The organism is Devosia sp. Root685, from assembly GCF_001427875.1.
Lineage (GTDB): Bacteria > Pseudomonadota > Alphaproteobacteria > Rhizobiales > Devosiaceae > Devosia.
In genome coordinates, this window is record NZ_LMHK01000001.1 from 441,325 (window position 1) to 456,487 (window position 15,163).

General features: G+C 60.8%; 15 protein-coding genes and 1 tRNA gene. 10 read left to right on the forward strand and 6 right to left on the reverse strand.

The window, feature by feature from the left end; translation table 11 throughout:
- Nucleotide 1: 1 nt before the first annotated feature.
- The 3 genes from thrS to ASD83_RS02150 all read right to left on the reverse strand — a co-directional run bounded on the left by thrS (nt 2) and on the right by ASD83_RS02150 (nt 2,957).
- Nucleotides 2–1,990 carry a threonine--tRNA ligase gene (gene thrS, locus ASD83_RS02140; protein WP_056309792.1) on the reverse strand — a complete coding sequence of 663 codons (1,989 nt, stop codon included), beginning with the start codon at nt 1,988–1,990 and terminating at the stop codon, nt 2–4.
- 203 nt (nt 1,991–2,193) lie between these two features.
- A complete protein-coding gene (yidD, locus tag ASD83_RS02145) occupies nt 2,194–2,493 on the reverse strand; it encodes a membrane protein insertion efficiency factor YidD (protein ID WP_244489083.1) in 300 nt (99 codons plus the stop codon).
- Between the two features lie 11 nt (nt 2,494–2,504).
- On the reverse strand, nt 2,505–2,957 hold the full coding sequence (locus ASD83_RS02150; RefSeq protein ID WP_056307512.1) for an iron-sulfur cluster assembly scaffold protein: 453 nt from the start codon (nt 2,955–2,957) through the stop codon (nt 2,505–2,507).
- A 144-nt stretch (nt 2,958–3,101) separates the two neighbouring features.
- Here ASD83_RS02150 and folE point away from each other — a divergent pair, with 144 nt between their 5' ends.
- The 3 genes from folE to hisI all read left to right on the forward strand — a co-directional run bounded on the left by folE (nt 3,102) and on the right by hisI (nt 5,283).
- The gene (gene folE / locus ASD83_RS02155; RefSeq protein WP_056307514.1) at nt 3,102–3,725 is read left to right on the forward strand and encodes a GTP cyclohydrolase I FolE; all 624 of its coding nucleotides are present in this window, start codon (nt 3,102–3,104) and stop codon (nt 3,723–3,725) included.
- A gap of 212 nt (nt 3,726–3,937) precedes the next feature.
- Nucleotides 3,938–4,771, forward strand: coding sequence for an AraC family transcriptional regulator (locus ASD83_RS02160; protein WP_056307516.1), 834 nt, complete (start codon nt 3,938–3,940; stop codon nt 4,769–4,771).
- Between the two features lie 62 nt (nt 4,772–4,833).
- On the forward strand, nt 4,834–5,283 hold the full coding sequence (gene hisI, locus ASD83_RS02165) for a phosphoribosyl-AMP cyclohydrolase (protein ID WP_056309794.1): 450 nt from the start codon (nt 4,834–4,836) through the stop codon (nt 5,281–5,283).
- Nucleotides 5,284–5,521: 238 nt separating this feature from the next.
- On the opposite strand, the gene ASD83_RS02170 is transcribed toward hisI, so the two are convergent.
- Complete coding sequence (locus ASD83_RS02170) at nt 5,522–6,508, reverse strand: hypothetical protein (RefSeq protein WP_156385693.1); 987 nt, start codon at nt 6,506–6,508, stop codon at nt 5,522–5,524.
- 253 nt (nt 6,509–6,761) lie between these two features.
- On the opposite strand from ASD83_RS02170, the gene ASD83_RS02175 reads away from it, so the two are divergent.
- The 3 genes from ASD83_RS02175 to ASD83_RS02185 all read left to right on the forward strand — a co-directional run bounded on the left by ASD83_RS02175 (nt 6,762) and on the right by ASD83_RS02185 (nt 9,495).
- Nucleotides 6,762–7,340, forward strand: coding sequence for a nitroreductase (locus tag ASD83_RS02175; protein ID WP_056307520.1), 579 nt, complete (start codon nt 6,762–6,764; stop codon nt 7,338–7,340).
- A 77-nt stretch (nt 7,341–7,417) separates the two neighbouring features.
- Complete coding sequence (locus ASD83_RS02180; protein WP_056307522.1) at nt 7,418–8,218, forward strand: transglycosylase SLT domain-containing protein; 801 nt, start codon at nt 7,418–7,420, stop codon at nt 8,216–8,218.
- Between the two features lie 77 nt (nt 8,219–8,295).
- Nucleotides 8,296–9,495, forward strand: a complete 1,200-nt coding sequence (locus ASD83_RS02185) for a DUF2336 domain-containing protein (protein ID WP_056307524.1) — start codon at nt 8,296–8,298, stop codon at nt 9,493–9,495.
- On the opposite strand, the gene ASD83_RS02190 is transcribed toward ASD83_RS02185, so the two are convergent.
- Nucleotides 9,492–10,268, reverse strand: coding sequence for an NAD kinase (locus ASD83_RS02190; RefSeq protein WP_056309795.1), 777 nt, complete (start codon nt 10,266–10,268; stop codon nt 9,492–9,494). The two genes, ASD83_RS02185 and ASD83_RS02190, sit on opposite strands and share 4 nt — an antisense overlap.
- A 245-nt stretch (nt 10,269–10,513) precedes the next feature.
- Between ASD83_RS02190 and ASD83_RS20845 the strand changes: the two genes are divergently transcribed.
- From ASD83_RS20845 to cysN, 4 genes are all read left to right on the forward strand, one after another.
- Complete coding sequence (locus tag ASD83_RS20845) at nt 10,514–10,669, forward strand: hypothetical protein (RefSeq protein ID WP_156385695.1); 156 nt, start codon at nt 10,514–10,516, stop codon at nt 10,667–10,669.
- Between the two features lie 56 nt (nt 10,670–10,725).
- Nucleotides 10,726–10,801: transfer RNA gene (locus tag ASD83_RS02195), tRNA-Thr, on the forward strand.
- Nucleotides 10,802–11,069: 268 nt separating this feature from the next.
- Nucleotides 11,070–11,978 carry a sulfate adenylyltransferase subunit CysD gene (gene cysD / locus ASD83_RS02200; protein WP_056307526.1) on the forward strand — a complete coding sequence of 303 codons (909 nt, stop codon included), beginning with the start codon at nt 11,070–11,072 and terminating at the stop codon, nt 11,976–11,978.
- A gap of 2 nt (nt 11,979–11,980) precedes the next feature.
- The gene (cysN, locus tag ASD83_RS02205) at nt 11,981–13,867 is read left to right on the forward strand and encodes a sulfate adenylyltransferase subunit CysN (RefSeq protein WP_056307527.1); all 1,887 of its coding nucleotides are present in this window, start codon (nt 11,981–11,983) and stop codon (nt 13,865–13,867) included.
- A gap of 6 nt (nt 13,868–13,873) precedes the next feature.
- Here cysN and ASD83_RS02210 read toward each other — a convergent pair whose 3' ends face one another.
- Nucleotides 13,874–15,106 carry an ROK family transcriptional regulator gene (locus tag ASD83_RS02210; RefSeq protein ID WP_162249110.1) on the reverse strand — a complete coding sequence of 411 codons (1,233 nt, stop codon included), beginning with the start codon at nt 15,104–15,106 and terminating at the stop codon, nt 13,874–13,876.
- Nucleotides 15,107–15,163: the final 57 nt, after the last annotated feature.

Below are 15,163 nucleotides of genomic sequence, written 5' to 3' on the forward strand. Positions count from 1 at the left end.
CTTAAGCTGCCTGCGCCTTGTCCTTCAGGTCCGGCGGGGTCGCCTCGGCCAGAAGCGATACGATCGCTTCCATCGATGGCAGAACCTGCTGGCCCTCGGTGCCGAGACGTCGCACGGAAACCGTGCCTTCCTCGGCCTCGCGCTTGCCCACGACGAACATCAGCGGCACCTTCTGTACCGAATGCTCGCGCACCTTGTAGTTGATCTTCTCGTTGCGCGTATCAAGCTCGGCGCGAATGCCCACGGCCCGCAGCTGGTTGACCAGCTTCTGACCATATTCATCCGCTTCCGACACGATGGTCGCCACGACGACCTGGATCGGGGCCAACCACATCGGCATCTTGCCGGCATGGTTTTCGATCAGAATGCCGATAAAGCGCTCGAGCGACCCGAGGATCGCGCGATGCAGCATCACGGCAAACTGCCGCGAACCATCCTCAGCCACATAAGTCGCGTTCAGGCGCTCGGGCAGCACATAGTCGAGCTGCAAGGTGCCCACCTGCCAGGACCGCCCAATAGCATCCTTGAGATGGAACTCCAGCTTCGGCGCATAAAACGCGCCTTCGCCCTCGGCGATCTCGAAGTCATAGCCGGTCGCGCGCAGGGCATCGCCCAGCGCCTTCTCAGCCGCGTCCCAACGCTCCACGGTGCCGCCGAACTTCTCCGGCCGCGTCGCGAGCTTGATGACGACATTCTCGAAGCCCAGATGCCCATAAACCGAGTAGAGCAGGTGCACGAAGTGCTCAGTCTCGCTCTGGATCTGGTCTTCGCGGCAGAAGATATGCGCGTCGTCCTGAGTCATCTGCCGCACGCGCATCAGGCCATGAAGCGCACCATGGGCCTCGTTGCGGTGACAGCAGCCAAACTCGGCCATGCGCAGCGGCAGGTCGCGGTACGACTTGATGCCCTGATTAAAAATCTGCACATGCGCCGGGCAGTTCATAGGCTTGAGCGCCAACAGGTCGCCTTCGTTTTCGAAGATCGGCTTGTCGTCTTCCGTGTTCGGCACCTGATCGGGCACGACGAACATGTTTTCGCGATACTTGCCCCAGTGGCCCGACTGCTCCCAGAATTTGGCATGCATCAGCTGCGGCGTCTTGACCTCGACATAGCCCGAATTGTTCAGGCGCCGGCGAATGTAGGCTTCCATCTGGTTGTAAATGACAAAGCCACGCGGATGCCAGAAAACCGACCCCTGCGCTTCTTCCTGGAGATGGAACAGGTCGAGGTCGCGGCCAATCTTGCGATGGTCGCGCTTTTCCGCCTCTTCCACCATGAGGAGGTAAGCGTCGAGCTCCTCTTTGGTCGGGAAAGCCGTGCCGTAGATGCGGCTCAGCACCGGGCGATTGCTGTCGCCACGCCAATAGGCGCCTGCCACCTTGGTCAGCTTGAACGCCTGGCCGACATCTCTAACGGTCCGCATGTGCGGGCCGCGGCAAAGGTCTTTCCACTGGCCCTGCGCATACATCTTGATCGACTGGTCAGCCGGAATCGCATCCACGAGCTCGACCTTGAAAGCCTCGCCCTTGGCTTCGAACCAGTCTTTCGCCTGGTCGCGCGTCCACACTTCCTTGGTGAAGGCCGCGCCACGATCGATGATTTCGCTCATCTTTTTCTCGATGACGCGCAGCTCGTCTTCCGTGAACGGCCCGGCCTGACGGTAGAAGTCGTAATAAAAGCCGTTCTCGATCACCGGACCGATGGTCACCTGCGTATCGGGCCACAGCTCCTGCACCGCCTCGGCCAAAACGTGGGCCGCGTCATGACGAATGAGTTCGAGCGCGTCCTTGGACCCAGAATCGCGCGTCACGAACTCGATCTTGCCATCGGCCTCGAGCGCATCCGAAAGGTCGGACACGACGCCGTTCCAGCGCATGGCAATGGTCTTTTTGGCCAGGCTCTTGGAGATCCCTTCGACCACGGTGGTGCCGGTGGTGCCGCGCGGATATTCGCGAGCTGCACCATCGGGGAACGTCACCTTGATCGACATTTTCAGTCTCCAGAAATTGGGATTCTGCAGCGCCAATCGCTGCAAGGCGGCTTGAATAGCACGCTTTTCGCCTCCTGCCAGCCCTTAGGAGCTCCGCAGTAAGCCTCCAATCAATTCACCGCGTCATTCCCGCGAAAGCGGGAATCCCTCTTTGGCCCGGGGAGATTCCCGCTTTCGCGGGAATGACGCCGTGCGGGAGGCCTCTACCTCCACCGCCCATAAGTCCAAGGCACATACCATCGTGCCTCGCTGGGCACCGCCTCCGGCACCGGATCGTAGCCATGCGTCCCGCCCGGCCGGCAGCGTACAAACCTTGAAAGCCCCATCCAGCCGCCCGGCCAGAACCCAAATTGCCAGATCGCGTCCCGCGTATATTCCGAACAGGTCGGCAAGTGGCGGCAGGTCCGCCCGGCAAAGGCGGAGAGCGTGTAGCGGTAAATGGTGATCAGCAGAATGGCTGCGATCTTGAATGGAAAATCCAGCACCCGCAGCGCGGTTTGCATGATGTTTTGCATCAGGAAACAGCTTTAGTGGCTTGTTCTAAAACGGCTTTACCTATCGCATCGGCCACAGCATCAAACACCAGCAGCGTCGAAGCATGCCGCGCCGGAAATTCCCGCACCGGTTCGAGATAAGCCAGGTCTGCCCATTTTCCGTCCGGCGGCGTGCCTTCGGCCTTCAACATGTCGCGCATCTGCAGCGCCAGCGCCAAAAAATCGTCAGCCCGCGTCCCGACGATTTCGCGCGCCACGATCGCCGCCGAAGTCTGTCCCAGCGCACAGGCGGAAACCTCGTGTCCATAGCCGGTGATCACGCCGTCAGTGACAACGATATCCACCTCGATCACCGAGCCGCAGATACGGCTGACCTTTCGCGCCGAAGCGTCCGGCGCCGGCAAGCGGCCAGGCTGCAACGCGTTTCCGGCAATATCGAGAATTTTGTCCGAATAAAGCTCGCTTAGCGCCATCTAGGAAATCTGACTTCTTGTTCCCGTCTTGTACGCCTTCTATATAGATGGTCCGACAGGGATCGCCAGAGACACGCACTTTGGAGTGGTCCAAATCGTCGGTGAAACCGTAGTGCCTCCGGTTTCCGAGTGAGGAGTAATCCATTGGACGCGACCGTAAAGCTACCATTTCCCGCACCTGGTTCGTCCACGGCCCTGCCGCGCCCGACCCGCGAAGAAGCCGAAGCGGCGGTTCGCACGCTGATCGCCTGGGCGGGCGATGATCCGACTCGTGAGGGTCTGCTGGAAACGCCGGCGCGCGTGGCCAAGGCCTATGGAGAGCTGTTCTCCGGCTACGCGCAGGACCCCAAGGAAGTCCTCTCAAAAATGTTCCGCGAGGTCGGCGGCTACGACGATATCGTCTTCGTGCGCGATATCCCGTTCTATGCCCATTGCGAACATCACATGGTGCCGTTCTTTGGTAAGGCGCATATCGCTTATCTGCCGCATGACGGCGTCGTGGGCCTTTCCAAGCTGGCGCGTCTCGTCGAAGTGTTCGCCCGCCGTCTGCAAACGCAGGAAACAATGACGGCGCAGATCCTAGACGCCATCAATGAAAATCTCGGTCCTCGCGGCGCTGCGGTGATGCTCGAAGCCGAACACATGTGCATGACCATGCGCGGCGTTCGCGCTCATGACGTAAAAACGATCACCCATCGCTTTACCGGCGTTTTTGCCGAGGATCGCGTCGAGCAGGACCGTTTTTTTGCAATGATTTCCCGCCGCTGATTGCTGGTTTCACCGGCAGCTATCCTCCAACCACGATTCTCACCCCGGCGTAGGCCGGGGCCCATCCTGAGATCGGGAGATGGCCCCCGGCCTTCGCCGGGGTGACAGCCGGTTGAGTCGTCTCCCGATGAAACAACGGCCGACGACAAGCGCGATCAAATGCGCTTGTCCCGGTTATGGCATAGACTACCCGTCTCAAGCGGGTACGTGCCATGTCAGTTGTCTCCAAAATGCTCTGGGTTCTCGAAAGCCGCTCGCGCGAGCCGCTGGGGCTCGATGAGCTTGCAGAGGTGACCGGGCGTTCCAAAAGCTATCTCTCTCGCCTCTTTCCCCTGGTGACCGGCTATTCGGTCACGGCCTATCTGCGGGCAAGGCGCCTGAGCGATGCGGCACGTCAATTGGCCGAGGGGGCGCCCGATATTCTGTCGGTCGCGCTCGATGCCGGCTACGGCTCGCATGAGGCATTCACCCGCGCTTTCCGCGATCAGTTCGGCGTTACGCCGCAAGTGGTTCGCCAAAGGCGCAGTCTCGAAGGGATCACCCTTGTGGAGCCTCAAAGAATGGATATTCAAGCCCAAGTCACCATCGAGCCGCCCCGGTTCGAAAACCGTCCCGCCATGTATTTCGCCGGCATTGCCGAGCGTCACAGCATGAACAATCCTGCGGGTCTTCCGGCCCAATGGCAGCGCTTTCAGCCCCATATCGGCCATATCGACGGGACCATTGCGGGTGCCGCCTACGGCATCATCGGCGAGATTGCCGATGATCGGTTCGAATATGTCGCCGCCATGGAAATGCGCGCGGGAGCCGACGCACCCTCCGATCTCGAGCTGGTTGCCGTGCCTGCGCTCAAATGGGCGCGCTTCGAGCACAAGGGCGATCTTTCCACTATACGCCAAACCATCGGCGGGGGAGAAAAGTGGCTGACCGCCAATGGCTACGAAGTGAGCGAGGCGACCTACAGCTTCCTCGAATATTACGGGCCGGCCTTCGATGGTCGCAGCGGCAGCGGCGATATTGAAATCTGGTTCGGCCTCAAGAGCTGAAGCACTGGCATTCGGACGTGATGCGCGCTAGAGGCTCAAAGCCTGAGCCAGAGGTGCGCATCATGACCACTGCTTTCGCCGACCCCAAACTGCTGAGCCACGAAGACCTCGAAGAAGGCACGATCTTCGCGCCACGCTTCGACGCTCATGGCCTCATCACCGTCGTGACCGTGGAGGAGGGCACCAAGGACGTGCTCATGGTCGCGCATATGAATACCGAAACCCTCGGCCTGACGCTCGAAACCGGCATCGCGCACTATTGGTCGCGCTCGCGAAAAGCCATCTGGAAAAAGGGCGAAACTTCAGGCGAACTCCAGGAAGTCGTCGAGCTGCGCACCGATTGCGATCAGGATTGCCTCGTCATGACCGTCCGCCAGACCGGCCGAGGCGCCGCCTGCCACACCGGCCGCAAAACCTGCTTCTATCGCAGCGTCGAAACCGAAAACGGCATCGCGCGGCTTGAGGATACCGGATTGCCGAAACTGTTCGATCCGAAGGACGTTTATCGCTAACCTCAGTAGACCTCATCCTGAGGCGCGGAGCGAAGCGAAGCCTCGAAGGGCGAGGGCGTGCCCGGATGCTTTTGTGCCACGCCCTGGTGGTTCGAGGCTTTGCTCTGCAAAGCACCTCACCATGAGGGCTACTGCTACGTCAGCTAAACCTTAAAACGCCCGAGGCGGCCATGAAGCCCTTGATTTTTCACCGTGTCATCCCCGCTTTCGCGGGAATGACGTCGTGGAGCAGTGCCCCTCAACCCCCATAAACGCTCGTCAGCACTTCGATTTCGCGCGATCCGCCCGAAACCACCTGCACTTCGCGGTTATAAACCTTCTCGCCCTGCTTGGCGAAAATCAGATATTCGCCCTCGGCCAGCACCGTCGACGGGAATGCGCCGCGATCGGTAAACACAGTGGCGCCGTCCGGCGTCTTCACGGTCCACTCGACGTCGGCAATGGCCTCGCCGCCTTCTTCCGAGACCAGTCGGAACGAAACTTCGCTCGCGTGATGATAGAGCGTCGCGTCCGTCAACTGCCCGGCCTCGACGCGCAGATCGGCCCGCACTACGGCGTTGATGGCGCCGAAATGGGAGACGATGTGGTAGGTCCCGGCATTGAGCGTCACGATGTCGTTGGGCGGCAGGTTTTCCGCGATCATCACGCGGCTGCTTTCTTCGCCGGCGGTGAAAATATCGAAGCGCAACTGGGTCGGCGCGATTGGGATATCGCCGGTCACGGCCGAGTTGAGCCGCAAGGCGCCAGCTTCGAGATCGACGACCTTTTCATTTTTTCCCGGCACCACCGAGAGAGCTTCGCTCAGTTGCGCCCGTCCATAGGCGGCGTGCACCACATATTCGCCCGGCGGCAGATCGAGCCGCGCCGTCGCGTCTTCCGATTTGGCGACCAGCGTCATATTGCCCTGCGCATCCGGCACGCTGTCGAATATCCGCCAGACGACACCTTCGGGGATCGACGGGCCTTCCTCGGTAATCCGGGCCGTCAACGTCACCGATTGCGGAACGCTCGTCACGGCCGCAATCGCGTCAGCCGCCGTACCCGTGCCCGGCACAGCCGAAGATGACGGCATATTGTCGCGATCAGGCCGCGGCCGGGGCAGGGGCGGGATCTCGGCGCTCTCTTGCGCAAAAGCCACGGGCGCTGTGCTAACTGTCACGCTCGCAAGACCGAGAATGGCACAGGCAATCAGGCGATAGACAGGCAGCATGGTTGTTCGGGCCATTAAAAAAGGTCAGGGCGCCCCGACTCTTTTCAAGTTAGAGCGCGATTAGGGAAAAGCTGTGTCACACTCGGACCGGCTTGAAAACCGGTGCCGGTTTGGGTCAAAGCATTTTCGTCAAAGCATGTCCCTCGAAAGTGAGTGCCGGTTTCGGGATAAGGACATGCATCGACAAAGCGAGCCGAAGCGCATGGAGCGGAATCTACCGCGACGCGCTTTGGCCCCGCTCGTTTCAAGACGCCTTCAAGGATAGACCATGCCCGCCAACCAAGCCTTGCTCGACCACCTTCTTACGCGCCGCTCCGTCGGTCAGGCCTTTCTTGCCGAGCCCGGTCCAACTGGCAATGATCTCCAGACGCTGCTCACCATCGCGACGCGCGTTCCCGACCATGGCAAGCTCGCGCCCTGGCGTCTGGTCCTCTTCTCCGGCGACGCTCGCGCCGCCGCTGGTGAAAAGCTCGCCGAAATCGCCAAGCGCAAGCGCCCGGAACTCGACGAAGCCGGTCTCGAAATCGAACGCCGCCAGTTCCTGCCCGCGCCCTTGGTCATCGGCGTCATCTCGACTGCCAAGCCGCATGTGAAAATCCCAGAATTCGAGCAATTGCTTTCGGCCGGTAATGTCGCGTTCAACCTCGTCCACGGCGCTTATGCACTAGGCTATGCCGCAACCTGGATCACCCGCTGGTACACTTTTGACTCCGAGGCCGCGGCCGTTCTCGGCGCCAAAGAGGGCGAGAGATTTGTCGGTTTCGTCCATATCGGAACCCCCACGACATCGATCGAAGACCGTCCGCGTCCAGATTTGGCCGAAATCGTAACAGATTGGCGTCCGTGACAATCTCGATGTTAACAGTCTGTTAGCCATAATAATGCAGAGGTTAACGCAATCATCGCGCTAACCTCAGGCTGCTAATGGGCGTCCAGTCCATCTCCGTACCGCAGAATCTGGCCACCGCATTGACCGCGGCGGGCAATCGCAGCGGCGTGGATTTCTCCTACCTGCTGCAGACTGCGATGCGCGAAAGCAGCCTCAATCCGTCTGCAAAAGCCAGCACTTCGTCGGCCGTTGGCCTCTTCCAGTTCCTCGAAGGCACCTGGCTGCAAGTGATGAAGCAGCAGGGGCCGCGGCTTGGCTACGGCAATATTGCCAATGAAATTCAACAGCGTAGCGATGGCAGCTACACCGTTGCTGACCCCGCGCGCAAAGCCGAAATTCTTAAACTCCGCGAAGATCCACAGATCGCCGCCGACCTCGCCGCCGCCTTCACCCGCTCGAATGGCGAGTATTTGAAATCCCGATTCGGCCGCAAGCCGAGCGCCGGCGAACTCTACATCGCACATTTCCTTGGGGCAGAAGGGGCCGAGCGCATGTTCAAGGCCGGCCTCGAAGATCCCGACCAACTCGCGGTCAACCTCTTCCCGCGCCAGGCCGACGCCAACCAGGCAATTTTCTACAGCAACGGCCAGCCGCGCACCATCCGTGACGTCTATCGCACCCTCGTCGCCAAGCACGAAGGTGTTGGAAATGCTGCGTTTTCTACCCAGCAGATGGCCGGGCAGGGCGCCAGCCAACCCGCGCCATTACCCGTCGTTCCGTCGCGATTCTCACAGGACAACATGTCCTTCACCGGCCTTTTCAAGACCGTTCCCGAAGAGTCCGAAGCTCCGCCAGCCGGCGGTTCCGCTTTCTTCACCCAGCTTTACGCTCGCTGAAAAGCGTTAAATTCTATGGTGAACGGTTCCTTAAATAGTCTTCGCTAGGCTGTCTTCGCTCGGGTGTGGAGAGAGTAATGATCGAGTATAGCGAGTTCGTCCGGCTGTCCCGGTCCAATGATAGCGATGAGCGCGGCCACGCGGCCCACCTCGCTGCCTTGGCCTTTCTCGACCATCAAGGTCCCGCCGACGAACATGCGGCCCTCTATGCAGCCCTGATCAATTTTCTTGACGATCCGTCGGTAAAAGTACGCGCCTCGCTCGCCTATGGGCTGCTCCATTCCTTGGATGCGCCTCGTCCGATCATGATTGCCCTGCTGCAGGACAGTCCGATCATTTCGCGCGCGATTCTGCAGTATTCTCCGATACTTATCGATGCCGACCTGCTCGGATGCGTCCGCAACGGCGATCAGTCCATCTGGCTGGCGATAGCCCAGCGCGCAACCCTCTCGCCGCGTATCGCAGCTGAACTGATCGCTCGCGGGGATCGCAATATTACCCAGCACGTGCTGCGCCGTGCAGACATTGCGATCGATGCCGGCCTTCTGGTCGAACTCGCTCGCAGCGACGGCCAGGATGCACAAATGCGGGGCGCCTTGCTGTCCCGGCCGGACCTGCCGGCGCCGGCGCGTCTGATCCTCGTTCAGCGCGTCACGGAAGCTCTCAGGGAATTGCGCCTCGTCCGCGGCGCCCTGGCGCCGGATCGTTTGGCCCGTCTGCTCCGCGATGGCTCGGATACGGCTCTGTCCTCGATCGGCGAAAACGAGGCGTGTCAGCAAAAACGTGATTTCGTACAGGGCCTTGTCGGCTCAAGCCAACTCAATTCGCGCATCCTGATCCATGCTGTCGTCACCGGCCACGTCATGTTCTTCGCCGCCTGTGTGGCAGAATTGGCCGAGGTTTCGCGCGAGAAGGTTTTTACCCTCCTCGAAAGCGGCAGCCGCGCTTCGCTATCGGCGCTTTTCATGAGGGCAGGCCTGCCGTCAGAACTCGGCAAGGTGCTGGTTCAATTGGTGCTTTATGCGCGGACTGCTGATCTGGCCGACGATATTACGGCCCGGCACTACGTCGTTACAGCGCTTACCGAAGAGCTCATCACCAGCCATGACGGCGTGATTCCGCCGGCTCTCGAAGAGACCTTTGCCTATCTTAGCGAGCAGAATATTGCGCTGGCGCGAAAGGCTGCGCGGGGCGTCATGCGGGCCTTTGCCGAAACAACCCACCTCGCGATGGCGCTTCCGCCTGCCGAGGAGTTGCTGGCACTGCCGGCTGCCTAGAACTTGAACTGTTCGCTCAGCACACGCTCTTCGAGGCTCTTGCCGGGGTCGAAGAGCAGCGTAACGCCATTCGAGCGATCCTCGCGCACCGTAACCTCGCGCACATTCTGAATTTCGATATTGTCCGCCACGGCACTGACAGGCCGTTTTTCGGCCTCGTTCAGCACGAAACGGACTTCTGCCCGATTGCTGAGTATCGCGCCGCGCCAGCGGCGGGGCCGGAAGGGCGAGATCGGGGTCAGCGCCAGCAGTGGTGCCTCGATCGGCAGAATCGGGCCGTGGGCGGAGAGATTGTAGGCGGTCGAGCCCGCGGGTGTAGACAAGAGAATGCCGTCGCAGATCAGTTCATCGAGGCGGATTTCATTGTCCACGGCGATCTGGATCTTGGCCGCCTGATGGGTCGAGCGGAAGAGCGAAACTTCGTTGAGGGCCAAGGCGATGCGGCGCTTGCCGGATGCATCGAGTACTTCCATAGACAGCGGATATATCTTCGTGCGCTGCGCCGATTGCAGGCGCTGGACGATATCGGTCTCGGAGAAGTCGTTCATCATGAAGCCGACCGAGCCGAAGTTCATGCCGTAGACCGGCGTGCCATGCGGCATGACGCGGTGAAGCGTCTGCAGCATCAGGCCATCGCCCCCAAGGGCAATGACGTAGTCCGCATCATCGATGGAAACATCGCCCAAGACGCGACGGAGGCTCGCCGCAGCGATTTCGGAGCCGGGCGTTTCATTGGTCACGACGGATACGCGAGGAAGTGCCGAACCGCTCACATTGCTCCCCAATCGAATGCAGGCAGTGCCAACCGGCACATCTTTATCACGGCTTTTCGTCCTTGGCGCATCGTTGCCACCAGGTGCGAGAAGCCGCTGGAATATGGGGCCGCTAGTAGCAAAGGCAAGACTGAAAGGCGAGCGATAGCTTGCGGACGCAAAACTTTGGGCTGCTTGTGCTACGGTCGAGGCGGAACCTCAACGACGCTTGCGGGTTGCTCTCCACAAGATGGAGGTGTCCCGCCATGGAAAAGCAAAAGTCTCCGCCTGCTCCGGTTGAAACCCGGCCCGGCCACCAGATGGACGACAATGTCGATGATCTCGGGCACAAGGGTGACAAGGAAAAACTGGAACAGCCAGTCGATCCCAAGAAAAAGGCGCCCGACGGCGAACGGCACTGACAGCGATTTAAGTGCCTTGCAGGTGCCGATCCCCAATGCTAAACGGCGCTCGATGTGCCGGTATAGCTCAGTTGGTAGAGCACCTGATTTGTAATCAGGGGGTCACGGGTTCGAACCCTGTTGCCGGCACCACATCTCCCCATCACCGCGCATGATCCGCCCTTGAAAAACGGGGCGCAGAATTATTTTTGCGCGTGGGAGGCCCGTCGCGAGCGGCGCGGGGGCGTGGCGGGCGTTGTGGTGGAGAGGTTTGTCAGTGCGCGAAGCAGCGCCGCACTATTTTGCCCCAAGCCCCTGAAACCCCAGCGTTTCGGGCATTTTCTACCTTGCTGGGAAGGGGGCTACACAAGTAGGTACAAGCTGAATAGGCCGGATCGCCATCTCAACAGGCTGGACCAACGTGACCCCAACTCGTCTCACCCATCTTCAATCTCTGGAAGCGGAGAGCATTGAGATTTTGCGGGAGGTTGCGGCGAGCTTTGAGCGGCCGGTAATGATGTATTCCATCGGCAAGGACTCGAGCGTGCTGCTGCATCTGGCGCGCAAGGCGTTTTTCCCGAGCAAGATTCCGTTTCCGCTGCTGCACGTCGATACGACGTTCAAGTTCAAGGAAATGATCGCGTTTCGCGACAGGACGGCCGAAGAATATGGGTTTGATCTCATTACTCACACCAATGCGGATGGCGTCCGAGATGGCATCAATCCCTTCGACCATGGCTCCTCGCGCTATACCGACATCATGAAAACTGCGGCTTTGCGTCAGGCACTCAATGCCGGGCGCTATGATGCGGCGATCGGTGGCGCGCGGCGCGACGAGGAAAAGTCGCGGGCCAAGGAACGCGTTTTCTCCCATCGCAATGCCAGCCACGCCTGGGACCCGAAGAATCAGCGGCCGGAACTGTGGCGGACGTTCAATACGCGCCTCAATCCGGGCGAGAGCATGCGCGTCTTCCCGATCTCCAATTGGACCGAATTGGACGTCTGGACCTATATCTACGACCAGAACATTCCCATCGTGCCGCTCTATTTTGCCAAGCCTCGACCCGTGGTGGAGCGCTCGGGCACATTGATCATGGTGGACGACGAGCGTTTGCCGCTCGAGGCTGGCGAGGCGCCGCGCCTCGAGACCGTGCGCTTCCGCACCCTTGGTTGCTATCCGCTGACCGGCGCCATTCGTTCCGACGCGGCCGACCTGCCGTCGATCATCATGGAAATGCAGGCAAGCCGCACCTCCGAGCGCGAGGGCCGGCTAATCGACAGCGATTCCGTTGGCTCGATGGAAAAGAAGAAGCAGGAAGGCTATTTCTGAGTATGACCCTCGCCATGGCCACGCCCGATACCAATCTCGACCTCTGGCTCGCCCAGCAGACGGACAAGTCGCTCCTGCGCTTTCTGACCTGCGGCAGCGTCGATGACGGCAAATCGACCCTGATCGGCCGGTTGCTCTATGACAGCCAGCTTATTCTCGATGACCAATTGGCGAGCCTGAAGAAGGAAAGCCACAACCGCACGGTTGGCGACGAAGGCATCGACTTCTCGCTCCTCGTCGATGGTCTCGCGGCCGAACGCGAGCAGGGGATTACCATCGATGTGGCTTACCGGTTTTTCTCGACCGACAAGCGCAAGTTCATCGTCGCCGACACCCCCGGCCATGAGCAATATACCCGCAACATGGCGACTGGGGCCTCCAATGCCGACCTCGCGCTCTTGCTGGTCGATGCGCGGAAGGGCCTCCTTACACAAACCCGCCGGCACAGTTTCATTCTGTCGCTTGTCGGCGTGAAGCACGTGGTTCTCGTGGTCAACAAGATTGACCTTGTGGACTATGACCAGGCCATCTTTGACAAGATCGAAGCGGACTATCGCGAGTTCGCTAGGGATTTGGGTTTCCAGAGCCTTGCCGCCGTTCCGGTTTCGGCCCTGCGCGGCGACAATATCCTCGTCAATAGCGAACGCATGCCGTGGTTCACAGGCACGCCGCTCGTCCCCTATCTCGAAACCATTGAAGTGGCACAGGACAAGGCGGCGCAGCCGTTCCGCTTTCCGGTGCAATGGGTCAACCGTCCCAATCTCGATTTCCGCGGCTTTTCTGGCACCGTGGCCGCTGGCCAGGTGGCGGTTGGGGACGAGGTTCTGGTCGCCGCGTCGCGAAAGCCGGCAAGGGTTGCACGGGTCGTCACCATGGATGGCGACCTCGATAGTGCCATTGCCGGGCAGGCAGTGACGCTGGTTCTTGATCGCGAGATCGACGTGTCACGTGGCGATGTGCTGGCCCATCCTGGCGCGGTTCCGGAATTTTCCAACCAGTTCCAGGCGCGTTTGGTCTGGATGAATGACGAGCCGGCCTATCAGGGGCGGTCATATCTCCTCAAGGTTGGCTCGCAGACCGTTCCGGCGACGATCACCGACATAAAATTCCGCACCAATGTGAACACGCTCGAACACGTGGCGGCGAACAAGCTCGATCTCAACGAGGTCGGCACCGTTACGATCGCGACCGATCGCGCCATTGCCTTTGATCCCTATGCCGACAATCCGCTGACCGGCGGTTTTATTCTCATCGATCGGCTGTCCAATGCGACGCTGGCGGCCGGGACGATTTCGTTCGGCCTCCGCCGCGCGCAGAACCTGACCTACCAGTCCTTCGACGTGAACCGCCAGGTGCGCGCCGAGCAGAAGGGGCAGGAAGCGCAGATCGTCTGGTTCACCGGCCTTTCGGGCTCGGGCAAGTCCACCATCGCCAACCTCCTGGAAAAGCGCCTGACGGCGGAGGGGCGGCACTGCTACATCCTCGATGGCGACAATGTGCGCCACGGGCTCAACAAGGATCTGGGCTTTACCGAAGCCGCCCGCGTCGAAAACATTCGCCGCGTGGCTGAGGTCGCCAGGCTCATGGCCGACGCCGGGCTGATCGTCCTGGTATCCTTCATCTCGCCCTTCGAGAAAGAACGCCAACTGGCGCGCGAAATCGCCGGCGATATCCGCTTTACGGAAGTCTATGTCGATACTTCCCTCGCGGTGGCCGAACAGCGTGACCCCAAGGGCCTCTATGCCAAGGCGCGCCGCGGCGAGATCAAGAATTTCACCGGCATCGACAGCCCCTTCGAGGTACCGACCGCGCCTGATCTGACGCTGCATGGCGGTCAGGAAGAGCCTGCGGCCATGGCCGACAAGCTGCACGACTGGCTCAAAATCTGACGCCGTTTACCCGGCTCGTTCGGAGCTGGGCAGCGGCGCGAAATCGACCTGGTCGATATCGTTCAGGGTCTTCATAAGCAGGCCCTTGAAGATGGGCTCCGTTTCGTCGCGATGCGCGATGATATGGGGCGCGCCGTTTATGCTGCCGACAAGCGATGCCTTGATGGCCTGATCCACTTCCGGGCGCATGAGTTCAATGGCGCGCGCGCCCGGTCCCACGATCAGGATGTGCGAGGGGTCATAAATTGCCAGCATGCGGCTGAGGCCAAAACCGATGGCGCGGCCGGCAAGATTGAAGGCGTGGGTGGCGCTGCGATCGCCGGCTTCGGCGCGCTGCATCAGCATTTCATATTGCTGGGCCGGCACCGCCGGGGCAGGGGGCGCCGTCTCCGGCACCGAATAGGCATTGCGGAGCACCGCGTAGTCGGCTGCGTAGGCCTCGATGCAACCGCGCATGCCGCAGCGGCAAAGCGCGCCATTGGGGACATGGTTCATATGCCCGAACTCGGTGGCGCCCTCGTCGCCCCGGCCCATGATCTGCCCGCGGAATGTGACGCCCATGGCCACGGTCGAGCCAACGAAAACGGTCGCGACACTGGCTTCGTGGAGTGCTGGATCGAGCCAGCGGGCGCCTTCCGCGAGGAGGCGTCCGCGCTTGTGCAGCGTCACCGGCAGGTCGCGCGCATCTGAAAGCTCGGAGGCGAAGGGGGCACCCGCGAGATGCTGGATCGGCGACCAGCGCAGGCCACGTCCGTCGCGTTCCAGAATGCCCTGAACTGAAATGGCGACGCGTCGCAGCGTCTTTTTGGCCGCAGGCGTGCGCGCCAGCAAAGCATCGAGGCGGTCAGACAGAAACTGGCATGGCGCTAGGCCTGCAAAGGTGGTCGGGCTCAAATCGGTTTCGATGCGGTCCACCAGCACGCCACCATAGTCGATGAGCGAAAGCCGCGCCCGGTTGACGTCCAGCTCGAAAAGCGCGGCATGGGCGGCGTTGCGTGCAAAATTGACGAAGGTCGCCGGACGTCCACGCGTGCGGCCATCAGGCCGGTCGGCTATCAGCTCGGCCACGAGGCCCTGCGTGAGCAGGTCCGACATGATGGCGGTCATGCTGGCGTGGCTGAGGCCGGTGAGGCTTGCGAGAGCCGTGCGCGACTGAGCGCCCTGCATACGCAACGCACTCAGCACCAGTCCGCGGTTTTGTCGCCGGACGCTGTCGCTATCGCTGACGGTTCGCGTCAAGCACTCAACTCCCTCACTCCGCCCCCAAGACATCAAAGCTGCTGTCCCGACGCAACA

Excerpts from the sequence above, each read along its gene's own strand:
- thrS (WP_056309792.1), bottom strand. The coding sequence starts at position 1,990 with ATGTCGATCAAGGTGACGTTCCCCGATGGTGCAGCTCGCGAATATCCG.
- yidD (WP_244489083.1), bottom strand. The coding sequence starts at position 2,493 with ATGCAAACCGCGCTGCGGGTGCTGGATTTTCCATTCAAGATCGCAGCC.
- ASD83_RS02150 (WP_056307512.1), bottom strand. The coding sequence starts at position 2,957 with ATGGCGCTAAGCGAGCTTTATTCGGACAAAATTCTCGATATTGCCGGA.
- ASD83_RS02160 (WP_056307516.1), top strand. The coding sequence starts at position 3,938 with ATGTCAGTTGTCTCCAAAATGCTCTGGGTTCTCGAAAGCCGCTCGCGC.
- hisI (WP_056309794.1), top strand. The coding sequence starts at position 4,834 with ATGACCACTGCTTTCGCCGACCCCAAACTGCTGAGCCACGAAGACCTC.
- ASD83_RS02170 (WP_156385693.1), bottom strand. The coding sequence starts at position 6,508 with ATGGCCCGAACAACCATGCTGCCTGTCTATCGCCTGATTGCCTGTGCC.
- ASD83_RS02175 (WP_056307520.1), top strand. The coding sequence starts at position 6,762 with ATGCCCGCCAACCAAGCCTTGCTCGACCACCTTCTTACGCGCCGCTCC.
- ASD83_RS02180 (WP_056307522.1), top strand. The coding sequence starts at position 7,418 with ATGGGCGTCCAGTCCATCTCCGTACCGCAGAATCTGGCCACCGCATTG.
- ASD83_RS02185 (WP_056307524.1), top strand. The coding sequence starts at position 8,296 with ATGATCGAGTATAGCGAGTTCGTCCGGCTGTCCCGGTCCAATGATAGC.
- ASD83_RS20845 (WP_156385695.1), top strand. The coding sequence starts at position 10,514 with ATGGAAAAGCAAAAGTCTCCGCCTGCTCCGGTTGAAACCCGGCCCGGC.
- cysN (WP_056307527.1), top strand. The coding sequence starts at position 11,981 with ATGACCCTCGCCATGGCCACGCCCGATACCAATCTCGACCTCTGGCTC.